Here is an 11,849-nt window from a genome sequence, read left to right on the forward strand (position 1 = left end):
CCTGACCAGGCGGTCGCCGAGGCCGTATGCCGGCCGGCGGGCTCAGCGGGTCGGCGCGCCGTCCTCGAGGTAGAGCGTGCCGCCCCTGTGCTGGTGCAGGCGCTGCAGCAGGCGCGCGTTGTAGGGCGCCACCCGGGTGGCCCAGTCGTCGGGACCGGTCCAGTGCACCGCGCGGATCTCGCGGGCCTGCAGGTGGGCCCGCGCGGCGGCATCGGGCTCGACGGTGCCGAGGTCGAAGACGAAGACGGTCGCGTCGGCCCACCCCTGCAGCGGCGGCAGCCAGTTGACGGCGAGCAGCTCGCCGGCGCGCACCTCGAGGTCGAGCTCCTCGCGGACCTCGCGCACGACGCAGGCCGCCGGTGACTCGTGCTGGTCGACGACGCCGCCGGGGAGGTCCCACTCGCGCTTGTAGACGAGCTCGCAGAGCAGCAGGCCGCCCGTCGTCGAGCGCAGCACGCCCTGGGCGATGGCGCGCTTCGTCGGCAGGGTGGAGTCGAGCATCGAGGTGAAGCCCTCGCGGGTGTCGGGGTGCGGGTCGTCGCGGCGGCGCCCGAGCACGAGGGTGTCCTGGCGCACGCCGGCGAGCACGGCGTTGCCGCGCAGCCGTCCCTCGCGGCGCAGGCCGGCCCGCAGCGCCGTGCGCACCGACGCGCGGTTGTCGGGGTTGACGTGGGCCTCGACGCGCTCGAGCGCGAGCGCCTCGAAGGCCCACTCGACGAGCAGACGCACGGCGCGCCACGCGATGCCGTGGCCACGGAAGGGGGCGTAGACGGCCCACGAGAGGACGCCGACGCCCGGCTCCTGCACGCGCACGTCGACGGTGCCGGCGAGCTCACCGCGCCAGTCGACGACGAAGGTCGCCTTGCGCCGCTCGGCCCACTCGGCGTGCGTGCCCTCGATCCACGCGAGGTGCTCGTCCTCCGGGGGCGCCGTGTGCGGGAAGTCGAACCAGCGCGCGATCTCGGGGTCGTGCAGCGTGCGCGTGACCGCGCTGTCGTCGAGCTCCCACGGGCGGAGCACGAGCTCGCCGTCGCGCAGGGTCGGCTGGTCGGTCACGCGCCCAGCCTAGGCACCGCGCGTCAGACCGGGTTCCGGCGGGTGGAGAGCACGCCGACGGTGAGGGTGACGACGAGCAGGCTCGCGCCGAGCATGTGCACGAGCACGAGCACCTCCGGCAGCCCGGTGAAGTACTGCACGTAGCCGACGAGCCCCTGCGCGAGCGTCACGACGAGCACCATGTCCCAGGACCGCCTCGCCCGGTCGGTCGTCGCGGTGATGCGCACGGCGACGAGCGTGGCGACCACGAGCCCGACGAAGAGCATGACGGCGTCGGCGTGCATCCACGAGACGAAGCGCGGGTCGAAGCCGGTGCGGGCCGGCTTGTCGGCGTCGCCCGAGTGCGGGCCCGAGCCGGTGACGATCGTGCCGAGCAGGAGGACGACCGCGCCGACGGCGCTCGTGCCGAGGGCGAGCCGGCGCGCGAGCGGGTGCACGACGAGCTCGCCCGGGCCGGAGACCTCGTCGCGGGAGCCGCGCACGAGCGCGGTCGAGAAGGCGACGAGCACCATCGAGAGCAGGAAGTGACTCATGACGAGCCACGGGTTGAGCCCCGTCAGCACCGTGATGCCGCCGAGCACCGCCTGGGCCGGGATGCCGGCGAGCACGCCGACCGCGACCAGCTGCATGCGCCGGCGGTCGGGCCACGTCGTCAGCACGACGTAGAGGGTGACGAGGGCGAGCACGGCGACGACCCCGGTCAGCGTCCGGTTCCCGAACTCGACGAGGTCGTGGTAGGCGCTCTCGGGCGTGCGCACCGGGGTGAACGAGCCCGGCTGGCACTCCGGCCAGGTGCTGCACCCCAGGCCGCTGCCGGTGAGGCGCACGACACCGCCCGTCACGACGATGCCGACCTCGCCGACGAGGTTCGCGACGAGCACGGGGCGGACCCACCTCGCGGGCAGGCGTGGGAGGTGGCGGACGACACGAGCGACGCGCCCGGTGCGCACCGACGGTTCCGCGCCGGTCACGGTGGGGGTGGAGGACACCCTCCAAGGGTATGCCGGGCGGCGGGGTGCCCGGTGCCCGGCCGGGTGCTGGGCCGGGTGCTGGGCCGGCTTCCCGGCTCGTGCCGGGCGCGTGCCCGGCTCAGGCCAGGCCGTCCCAGACCACCTGCGAGCCGGCGTGCCCGGCGATGACGACGGTCGTGATGGCCGCGACGGCGGCGAGCACGACGAGGGTCCCGATGAGGACGTCGAAGGCGTGGCCGCGCGGCGACTCCTCCTCGGGCGGCCGAACGAACCAGAGCGCCACGAGGGTCAGCACCATGAAGACGAGGCACAGGAGCTTGGCCCGGTCGCCCCACGTCGTGTGCCGGGTGAGCAGCTCGAAGTCGGTCGTGCTCGCCCGCACCTGCGACACCCGGCGCTGGAGGGCCTCGCCGCTCTCGGCCGCGACGAACGCCGTCACGCCGGAGACGAGCGCGCCGGCTGCGGTCGGCCAGCGCAGCACGCGTCGCCAGTCGGGGCGGGCGACGTAGCCGATGGCGAGCAGGCCCGACAGGGGCACGAGCACGACGACGGCGTGGATCACGAGGGCGTGCATCGGCAGGCCGAGGATGTAGTCGAACAACGTCGCCTCCAGGGGTGCGGGGGTGCTTCGGTTCCGGTGGTGCTCCGCACCGCCGGCCTCACCCGGCCAGTCTCACCCGGTCAGTCGTCGAAGCGGAACAGCCGCGCCGCGAGCGCCGTCGCGACGCCTGCCCACCCGAGGACGACGAGCAGGGCCGGCAGGTTCAGCTCCCCGGCGACGAGGGCCGAGCGGAGCCCGTCGCCGAGGCCCGCTGACGGCAGCAGGCCGACGGCGTGCGACACCCCGGCCGGCAGCTCGGTGCGCGGCACGACGACGCCGCCGACGGCGAGCAGCACGACCCAGACGAGGTTGGCGACGGCGAGCACGGCCTCGGCCCGCAGCGTGCCGGCGAGCAGGAGGGCGAGCGCGACGAAGGCCCACGTGCCGACCACGACGAAGAGGGCGGCACACGCGAGCCCGGCGACGGCCGGACGCCACCCGAGGGCGAGGCCGAGCACGGCGATGAGCGCGAGCTGCACGACCTCGACGGCGAGCGTCGCGAGCACCTTCGCGGCGACGAGCCCGCCGCGCCCGAGCGGGGTGACCCCGAGGTAGCGCAGCACGGCGTAGCGCCGGTCGAAGCCGGTCGCGATCGCCTGCGAGGTGAAGGCGGCCGACACGACGCAGAGCGCCGCCACGCCGGCCACGGCCAGGGCGGTGCGGTCGCCCGGGCCGAGCGACGGCGCGGTGCTGAGGTGCAGGCCGACGAGAGCCATCGCGGGCAGCACGAGCGAGACGAGGAGCTGCTCGCCGTTGCGCAGCAGGCTGCCCACCTCGAAGCGCGCCTGCGCGAGCACGCGCTGCCGGGGCGGCGCGGCGTGCGCGCGGCCCGTGCCGGTTGCGGTGCCCGGGGCGGTCGGCGAGGTCGGGATGGTGCTCACGCGGCTCCCTTGCGGGTCAGGCTGAAGTAGACGTCCTCGAGCGTGCGCCCGGAGGTCACCGACCCGGGCGTGCCCTCCGCGACGGTGCGGCCGGCATTCATGATGACGAGGTGGTCGGCGAGGCGCTCGGCCTCCTCGAAGGAGTGGGTGGTGACGACGACGGTCGTGCCGGCGTCGCGCTGCGCGGCGACGAGGTCCCAGACGTCGAGGCGGCCGTGCGGGTCGAGCCCAGCGGCGGGCTCGTCGAGGAAGAGCACCTCGGGGCGGCCGAGCAGGGCCGCGGCGAGCGCGAGCCGCTGCTTCTGCCCGCCCGAGAGGCGGCGTACGGTCGTGCCGGCGAACTGCGTCACGCCGAGGCGCTCCGCGACGTCGTCGACGTCGAGGGGGTCGGCGTAGAGGCGCGCGAGGTGGCGCAGCAGGCGCAGCGGCTTCGTGCCGTTGGGCAGGCCGCCCGCCTGGAGCATGACCCCGACGCGGGCCCGGTGGTCGGCGTCGGCCTGCCACGGGTCGGCGCCGAGCACGCGCACCGCACCGCGCTCGGGGCGGGCCAGGCCGACGGCGCACTCGACGGCGGTCGTCTTGCCGGCTCCGTTGGGACCCAGCACGGCCGTCACGCGCCCGGCCGGAGCCGACCACGTGAGGCCGTCGAGGGCGGTGACCCGACCGAACGAGCGGTGCAGATCGGACAGTGTCACCGCGGCGGTCATGACTCATGAGTCTAGGCTCGGTCCCGACCACGCCGGTCATCGCACCGGCCGCACCGGTCGCCGGCCCCCCAGACCCGGCCGGCGCGACCCACCGAGCGACCCTGACGGAGCCACCCGTGACGATCGACCCAGCCGCCCAGGACCGACGCCGCGACCGTGTGAGTCGCCGGATGCGGCTCGTGTCGGCCACCGGCGCGCGCGTCATCCCGCTCGACCGGCTCAACCCGCGCGTGCGTGCCCGGGCCACGCTGCCCAGCCTCTTCACGCTCGGGAACATGCTCTGCGGCTTCAGCTCGGTGCTCCTGTCGTTCCAGGGCCACTTCCGCACGGCGGCCGTGCTCGTCGGCATCTCGATCGTGCTCGACATCTGCGACGGCGCGGTGGCCCGAGCCGTCGGGGCGATCACGCCCTTCGGGCTCCAGTTCGACTCGCTGGCCGACCTCATCTCCTTCGGCATCGCGCCGGCGGTGCTCGTCTACACGTGGGCCCTGCCGGCCTACCCGGTCTGGGCGTGGGCGGGCGCGATGTTCTGGCTGGCGTGCGCGGCCTACCGCCTCGCGCGCTTCAACGTGACGATCGACCCGCTCGCCGACAAGCGCTACTTCGTCGGGCTCGCGAGCCCGGGGGCGGCCGGGGTCGTCATCTCGACGGTCCTCGCGATCGGCGACCCCCTCTACGACTGGGCCCCGCTCGTGCCCGTCGCCGCGGGCGTGCTGCCGGCGGCCCTGATGGCGTCGTCGTTCCGGTTCCGCTCGTTCCGCGACCTGCTCTCGCCGCGCCACCTGCGCATCACGGTGCCGATCGGGGTCGTCGTCGTGCTCGGCCTCGTGCTCCTCCCGGGCGCGACCGGCATGGCGCTCGCCTACGGCTACGTGCTCACCTGCCCGCTCGGCTGGGCGACCGCCCCGCTGCGGCGCCGCTGGTTCGGCGACGACGCCGTCGCGCCGCCCCGCGTGCGGATGCCGTCGGTCATCATGCCCCCCGAGGTGGACGACGCGGACGAGGGCGACGACGGCGAGGACGGCGACCTCGACTTCGACCACGACGACGACGGCGGCCACACCGCGCCCCGCTGATCCCGGTTAGGGTCCCCTGACTGGACCCGGCCTTCCCAATTACGTCACAATGGTGTGGTGTTTTTCGGTGAGCACGCTCCGCGTGAGACGAAGGACGGCGACGACGGCCAGCCCGTCTCGCCGCTCGAGTCGCGCACGCGCTCGCGGGTGCTCCACGCGGTCTCGGCCGACGGCCCCATCACGGCGGCCGAGCTCGGCCGCAGCCTCGACCTGACGCCCGCCGCGGTCCGCCGCCACCTCGACGCACTCGTCGAGCAGGGCGCCGTCGAGCCGCACGAGCCCGTCGGCGGTCGCCGCGGCCGCGGTCGCCCGGCGCGCGCGTACGTCGTCTCCGACGCCGGCCACGGCGCCCTCGAGGCCGACTACGACGCGCTCGCCGTCGAGGTGCTGCGCTACCTCGAGGGTCATGCCGGCCCCGACGCCGTCACCGACTTCGCCCGCACGCGCGTCGCGGCCCTCGAGACGAGGTATGCCGACCGGCTCGCCGCCGCGGGCGACGACCCCACCGCGCGCACCGCCGCGCTCGTCGAGGCGCTGAGCGAGGACGGCTTCGCCGCCACCGCCCGTCCCGTCGGCGCCGGCGGCCTGACCGGGGTGCAGCTGTGCCAGGGCCACTGCCCGGTGCAGCACGTCGCCGCCGAGTTCCCGGCCTTCTGCGAGGCCGAGACCGACGCGTTCTCGCGCCTGCTCGGCGTCCACGTCCAGCGGCTGGCCACGCTCGCCGGCGGCCACCACGTCTGCACGACCTTCGTCCCGACCGGCGGACTCGCCGGCCGGGGGCGGAAGACACCGCCACCCGGCGCTGTTGCACCGGCGGGAGGCCCCGACGCGGGCTCGACCCCCACCACGCTCCCCACCACCAGCACGACCGGCACGACCGTCACCACTGCACGGACCGACACGCTCACGCACGTCAAGGAAGGTTCCTCATGACCACCCACATCGAAGAGCTCAACCCGGGTCTGAAGGGCATCGGCACCTACGAGTACGGCTGGGCCGACAGCGACGTGGCCGGTGCGACCGCCCGTCGTGGCCTCAACGAGGACGTCGTGCGCGACATCTCGGCCCGCAAGAGCGAGCCCGAGTGGATGACGAAGCTGCGCCTCAAGAGCCTCTCGCTCTTCGGCAAGAAGCCCATGCCGTCGTGGGGATCCGACCTCACCGGCATCGACTTCCAGAACATCAAGTACTTCGTGAAGTCGACGGAGAAGCAGGCGGCCACGTGGGACGACCTGCCCGAGGACATCAAGAACACCTACGACCGTCTCGGCATCCCCGAGGCCGAGAAGCAGCGCCTCGTCTCCGGCGTCGCCGCGCAGTACGAGTCGGAGGTCGTCTACCACCAGATCCGTGAGGACCTCGAGGCCCAGGGCGTCATCTTCCTCGACACCGACACGGCCCTCAAGGAGCACGAGGACATCTTCCGCGAGCACTTCGCGACGGTGATCCCCGCCGGCGACAATAAGTTCGCCGCGCTCAACACGGCCGTCTGGTCGGGTGGCTCGTTCATCTACGTGCCCAAGGGCGTCCACGTCGACATCCCGCTCCAGGCCTACTTCCGCATCAACACCGAGAACATGGGCCAGTTCGAGCGCACGCTCATCATCGCCGACGAGGGCTCCTACGTGCACTACGTCGAGGGCTGCACCGCGCCGATCTACAAGTCGGACTCGCTGCACTCGGCCGTCGTCGAGATCATCGTCAAGAAGAACGCCCGCGTGCGCTACACGACGATCCAGAACTGGTCGAACAACGTCTACAACCTCGTCACGAAGCGCGCCACCTGCGAGGAGGGCGCCACGATGGAGTGGGTCGACGGCAACATCGGCTCCAAGGTGACGATGAAGTACCCCGCCGTCTTCCTCATGGGCGAGCACGCCAAGGGCGAGACCCTCTCGATCGCCTTCGCCGGCGAGGGCCAGCACCAGGACACCGGCAGCAAGATGGTGCACGCCGCGCCCAACACGAAGAGCTCGATCATCAGCAAGTCGGTGGCCCGTGGCGGCGGCCGGGCGAGCTACCGCGGCCTCGTGCAGGTGCTCGAGGGCGCCTCGCACTCGGCCTCGACGGTGCGCTGCGACGCGCTCCTCGTCGACACGATCAGCCGCTCGGACACCTACCCGTACGTCGACATCCGCGAGGACGACGTCTCGATGGGCCACGAGGCCACCGTCTCGAAGGTCTCCGAGGACCAGCTCTTCTACCTCATGTCGCGCGGCATGGCCGAGGACGAGGCGATGGCGATGATCGTGCGCGGCTTCATCGAGCCGATCGCGCGTGAGCTGCCGATGGAGTACGCCCTCGAGCTCAACCGCCTCATCGAGCTGCAGATGGAAGGAGCCGTCGGCTGATGGGCCTCCTGGCTGACACGACCACCGACAACCCCGAGACCCAGCAGAGCGAGACCACGGTGCCCGACGCCGCCCCCAGCACGACCGCAACCCTGCCCGGCGCTGCCGCCCACACCGACTCGGCCGCCGCCTTCGTGCCCGACCAGTCGCGGGCCGAGCGCACGGCGTCGTTCGACGTCGCCGACTTCCCGGTGCCCACCGGCCGCGAGGAGGACTGGCGCTTCACGCCGGTCAAGAAGCTGCGCGACCTGCTCGCCGACGGTGCCGCGGGTCGCCTCGAGGTCGGCACGCAGCTGCCCGCGGGCGTCACGACCTCGGTCGTCGACGCCGACGCGGCCCAGGCCCTCGGCATCCTGCCCCCGCAGGACCGCGCGGCCGTCGTCGCGGGGGCGGCCGGGAGCGCGCTGCTCCTCGACATCCCCGCCGACGCCGAGCTCGACGAGCCGGTGCGCCTCTCGCTCGTCGGCCAGGGCGGCGAGCCCGTGCACGGCCACCTCGTCGTGCGGGCGGGCCGCTTCTCCAAGGCGACCGTCGTCGTCGAGCACACCGGCTCGAGCCGCTACTCGCAGCTCGTCTCCGTCGTCACGGGTGACGGGTCCGACCTGACGCTCGTCTCGGTCCAGCGCTGGGACGACGACGCGCAGCACCTCGCGCAGCACGACGCCCTCGTCGGCCGCGACGCGCGCTACAAGCACCTGTCGGTGACGCTCGGTGGCGAGGTCGTCCGCGTCAACGCCAACGTGCGCTACGCGGGCCCCGGCGGCGACGCGACGCTCCTCGGCGTCTACTTCGCCGACGCCGGCCAGCACCTCGAGCACCGCTCGTACATCGACCACAACGCCGCGCACTGCAAGAGCCGCGTCACCTACAAGGGCGCGCTGCAGGGCGAGACGGCCCGCACGGTCTGGGTCGGCGACGTCCTCATCCGGGCCGAGGCCGAGGGCACCGACACCTACGAGCTCAACCGCAACCTCGTGCTCACCGACGGCGCCCGCGCCGACTCGGTGCCGAACCTCGAGATCGAGACCGGCGAGATCGAGGGAGCCGGGCACGCCTCCGCGACAGGGCGTTTCGACGACCTGCAGCTGTTCTACCTGCAGTCGCGCGGCATCACCGAGGACGAGGCCAAGCGTCTCGTCGTGCGCGGCTTCTTCGCCGACATCATCCGGGAGATCCCGCTCGCCGACCTGCGCGACGAGATCACCGCGGCCATCGAGGAGGAGCTCGCGGCGACGGCATACGCGGCTCCCACCCAGCACACCCCCAGCACCGACATCCCCAGCACCAACAAGGAGAACTGACCCATGAGCACGCTCGAGATCAAGGGACTGACGGTCTCGGTCGAGACCGAGGACGGCCCCAAGGAGATCCTGCGCGGGGTCGACCTCACCGTGAAATCGGGGGAGACCCACGCGATCATGGGCCCGAACGGCTCCGGCAAGTCGACGCTGGCCTACAGCATCGCCGGCCACCCGAAGTACACCGTCACCGGCGGCACCGTGACGCTCGACGGCGAGGACGTCCTCGCGATGAGCGTCGACGAGCGCGCCCGCGCGGGCCTCTTCCTCGCGATGCAGTACCCCGTCGAGGTGCCCGGTGTGACCGTGAGCAACTTCCTCCGCACGGCCAAGACCGCCATCGACGGCGAGGCCCCGAAGCTGCGCACCTGGGTCAAGGACGTCAAGTCCGCCATGGCCGACCTGCGGATGGACCCCGCCTTCGCCGAGCGCAACGTCAACGAGGGCTTCTCCGGCGGCGAGAAGAAGCGCCACGAGATCCTCCAGATGGAGCTGCTCAAGCCGAAGGTGGCCGTGCTCGACGAGACCGACTCCGGCCTCGACGTCGACGCCCTGAAGATCGTCTCCGAGGGCGTCAACCGCGCCAAGGAGGGCAGCGACCTCGGCGTCCTGCTCATCACGCACTACACGCGCATCCTGCGCTACATCAAGCCCGACTTCGTGCACGTCTTCGTCGACGGCAAGGTCGTCGAGCAGGGCGGCCCCGAGCTGGCCGACCGCCTCGAGGACGAGGGCTACGACCGCTACCTGGCCTCGGCCCCGGCCTCGGCGACGCAGGCCTGAGCCGGATGCCCGACGTCCTGCCGCTGACGGAGAGGGACCTCGCCGCGATCCGCGGCGAGTTCCCGATCCTCGCGCGCACGGTGCGCGACGGCAGGCCGCTCGTCTACCTCGACTCCGGGGCCACGTCGCACAAGCCGACCGCCGTCCTCGACGCGGAGCGGGCCTTCTACGAGCAGCACAACGCGGCCGTGCACCGCGGCGCGCACCAGCTCGCCGAGGAGGCCACCGACGACTTCGAGGCGGCCCGCGCGACGATCGCCGCCTTCGTCGGCGCCCCGGCCGACGAGGTGGTGTTCACGAAGAACGCCACCGAGGCGCTCAACCTCGTCGCCTACGCGTTCTCCAACGCGGCGCCGACGCAGGAGCCCAAGGACGAGCGCTTCGTGCTGCGTCCCGGCGACGAGATCCTCGTCACCGAGATGGAGCACCACGCGAACCTCGTGCCGTGGCAGGAGCTCGCGCGGCGCACCGGGGCGACGCTGCGGTGGGTGCCCGTAGGCGCCGACGGCGCGCTCGACCTCTCCGGTCTCGACGACCTGCTCACCGAGCGCACCAAGGTCTTCGCGTTCACCCACGTCTCCAACGTGCTCGGCACCGTCAACCCGGTCACCGAGCTCGCCGAGCGGGCGCACGCGGTCGGGGCCCTCGTCGTCGTCGACGCGTGCCAGTCGGTGCCGCACCTCGCGGTCGACGTCGCCACGCTCGGGGCCGACTTCATCGCCTTCAGCGGCCACAAGATGTACGGCCCCATGGGGGTCGGCGTCCTCTGGGGTCGCAGCGAGCTGCTCGAGGTCATGCCGCCCTTCCTCACCGGCGGCTCGATGATCGAGCTCGTCACGATGGAGCGCTCGACGTACGCTCCGGCGCCCCAGAAGTTCGAGGCGGGCGTGCCGAACGCCGCCCAGGCCGTGGGCCTCGCGGCCGCCGTGCGCTGGGTCGAGGCGGTCGGCATCGAGCGCATCCACGCCCACGAGTCGGCCCTCGTCGAGCTGCTCATGCGCGGCCTCGCGGAGCGGCCGTGGGTGCGGGTCGTCGGCCCGGCCCTCGGCACCGGCCGCGGGGGCGCCGTGGCGTTCGTCGTCGACGGCGTGCACGCCCACGACGTCGGGCAGGTGCTCGACGACGCCGGCGTGGCCGTGCGCGTCGGCCACCACTGCGCGTGGCCGCTGCACCGCGCCCTCGGCGCGGCGGCGACGACGCGAGCCTCGTTCGCCGTGCACAACACGTCCGCCGACGTCGAGGCCCTCCTCGCCGCGCTCGACCGCGTGCCGGTCGTCTTCGGCATCGACACCGAGAGGGAGGCCAGCTGATGGACCTCTACCAGGAGCTCATCCTCGAGCACTCGAAGCGCCCGCACCACGCGGGGCTGCGCGACCCCTTCGACGCCGAGGTGCACCACATCAACCCGACCTGCGGCGACGAGGTCACCCTGCGCGTCGACGTCGAGGGCACCGGCCCCGACGCCGTCGTGCGCGACGTGTCCTACGCCGCCCAGGGCTGCTCGATCTCCGTTGCGAGCTCCTCGGTGCTCGCCGAGGAGGTCATCGGCCACCCGGTCGCCGAGGCGCTCGAGACCTTCGAGGCCATGCGCGCGATGCTGACCTCCAAGGGCCAGGTCGCGGGCGACGAGGACGTCATCGGCGACGGCGTCGCCTTCGCCGGGGTGTCGAAGTACCCCGCGCGCGTCAAGTGCGCCCTCCTCGGCTGGACCGCCTTCACCGACGCCCTCGCCCGAGCCGGCGTCGACATCTCGTCCACGAGTTCGCCCTCCCCCCAAGGAGTTCCGTCATGAGCCAGACCGCAACCCCGCCGAACGTGGCCGACGTCGAGGAGGCCATGCGCGACGTCGTCGACCCCGAGCTCGGCATCAACGTCGTCGACCTCGGCCTCGTCTACGGCATCACCGTCGACGCCCAGTCGCACGCCGTCATCGACATGACGCTGACGTCGGCGGCCTGCCCGCTGACCGACGTCATCGAGGACCAGACGGCCCAGGCCCTCGAGGGTCTCGTCACGACGCACCGCATCAACTGGGTGTGGATGCCGCCGTGGGGCCCCGACAAGATCACCGAGGACGGCCGCGAGCAGCTGCGCGCGCTCGGCTTCAACCTCTGAGACGCCGACC

At 72.9% G+C, this 11,849-nt stretch carries 13 protein-coding genes; 8 read left to right on the forward strand and 5 right to left on the reverse strand.

Annotated elements, in window-relative coordinates; genetic code table 11:
• Nucleotides 1–42 precede the first annotated feature (42 nt).
• The 5 genes from ABT295_RS00770 to ABT295_RS00790 form a co-directional block, all read right to left on the reverse strand.
• Nucleotides 43–1,056 carry an NUDIX hydrolase gene (locus ABT295_RS00770; protein WP_352392520.1) on the reverse strand — a complete coding sequence of 338 codons (1,014 nt, stop codon included), beginning with the start codon at nucleotides 1,054–1,056 and terminating at the stop codon, nucleotides 43–45.
• A gap of 23 nt (nucleotides 1,057–1,079) precedes the next feature.
• Entirely contained in the window at nucleotides 1,080–2,045 is a 966-nt protein-coding gene (locus tag ABT295_RS00775; RefSeq protein ID WP_352392521.1) for a COX15/CtaA family protein, read from the reverse strand.
• 100 nt (nucleotides 2,046–2,145) lie between these two features.
• Nucleotides 2,146–2,628 (reverse strand): DUF2231 domain-containing protein, encoded by a 483-nt coding sequence (locus ABT295_RS00780; protein WP_352392522.1) that lies wholly within the window; start codon nucleotides 2,626–2,628, stop codon nucleotides 2,146–2,148.
• An 80-nt stretch (nucleotides 2,629–2,708) separates the two neighbouring features.
• Nucleotides 2,709–3,500, reverse strand: coding sequence for an ABC transporter permease (locus tag ABT295_RS00785; protein WP_352394666.1), 792 nt, complete (start codon nucleotides 3,498–3,500; stop codon nucleotides 2,709–2,711).
• Nucleotides 3,501–3,505: 5 nt separating this feature from the next.
• Complete coding sequence (locus ABT295_RS00790) at nucleotides 3,506–4,216, reverse strand: ABC transporter ATP-binding protein (protein WP_352392523.1); 711 nt, start codon at nucleotides 4,214–4,216, stop codon at nucleotides 3,506–3,508.
• Between the two features lie 116 nt (nucleotides 4,217–4,332).
• Between ABT295_RS00790 and ABT295_RS00795 the strand changes: the two genes are divergently transcribed.
• Genes ABT295_RS00795 through ABT295_RS00830 form a run of 8 tightly spaced genes read left to right on the forward strand, consistent with a single transcriptional unit; the run spans nucleotide 4,333 to nucleotide 11,839 of the window.
• Nucleotides 4,333–5,292 (forward strand): CDP-alcohol phosphatidyltransferase family protein, encoded by a 960-nt coding sequence (locus tag ABT295_RS00795; protein ID WP_352392524.1) that lies wholly within the window; start codon nucleotides 4,333–4,335, stop codon nucleotides 5,290–5,292.
• Nucleotides 5,293–5,349: 57 nt separating this feature from the next.
• A complete protein-coding gene (locus tag ABT295_RS00800) occupies nucleotides 5,350–6,225 on the forward strand; it encodes a helix-turn-helix transcriptional regulator (protein WP_352392525.1) in 876 nt (291 codons plus the stop codon).
• Nucleotides 6,222–7,643: a Fe-S cluster assembly protein SufB gene (gene sufB, locus ABT295_RS00805; RefSeq protein ID WP_352392526.1), complete on the forward strand. Its 1,422-nt coding sequence runs from the start codon at nucleotides 6,222–6,224 to the stop codon at nucleotides 7,641–7,643. The genes ABT295_RS00800 and sufB overlap by 4 nt, the downstream gene beginning before the upstream one ends.
• Nucleotides 7,643–8,944 carry a Fe-S cluster assembly protein SufD gene (gene sufD / locus ABT295_RS00810; protein WP_502991062.1) on the forward strand — a complete coding sequence of 434 codons (1,302 nt, stop codon included), beginning with the start codon at nucleotides 7,643–7,645 and terminating at the stop codon, nucleotides 8,942–8,944. The genes sufB and sufD overlap by 1 nt, the downstream gene beginning before the upstream one ends.
• A 3-nt stretch (nucleotides 8,945–8,947) precedes the next feature.
• Complete coding sequence (gene sufC, locus ABT295_RS00815; protein WP_352392527.1) at nucleotides 8,948–9,724, forward strand: Fe-S cluster assembly ATPase SufC; 777 nt, start codon at nucleotides 8,948–8,950, stop codon at nucleotides 9,722–9,724.
• Between the two features lie 5 nt (nucleotides 9,725–9,729).
• The gene (locus tag ABT295_RS00820; protein ID WP_352392528.1) at nucleotides 9,730–11,034 is read left to right on the forward strand and encodes an aminotransferase class V-fold PLP-dependent enzyme; all 1,305 of its coding nucleotides are present in this window, start codon (nucleotides 9,730–9,732) and stop codon (nucleotides 11,032–11,034) included.
• Nucleotides 11,034–11,516, forward strand: a complete 483-nt coding sequence (gene sufU / locus ABT295_RS00825) for a Fe-S cluster assembly sulfur transfer protein SufU (protein WP_352392529.1) — start codon at nucleotides 11,034–11,036, stop codon at nucleotides 11,514–11,516. Before ABT295_RS00820 ends, sufU begins: the two co-directional genes overlap by 1 nt.
• Nucleotides 11,513–11,839 (forward strand): metal-sulfur cluster assembly factor, encoded by a 327-nt coding sequence (locus tag ABT295_RS00830; RefSeq protein ID WP_345505522.1) that lies wholly within the window; start codon nucleotides 11,513–11,515, stop codon nucleotides 11,837–11,839. Before sufU ends, ABT295_RS00830 begins: the two co-directional genes overlap by 4 nt.
• Nucleotides 11,840–11,849 lie beyond the last annotated feature (10 nt).

Origin of the sequence: Terrabacter sp. NPDC000476 (assembly GCF_040300125.1) — a bacterium.
Taxonomy (GTDB): Bacteria; Actinomycetota; Actinomycetes; order Actinomycetales; family Dermatophilaceae; genus Terrabacter.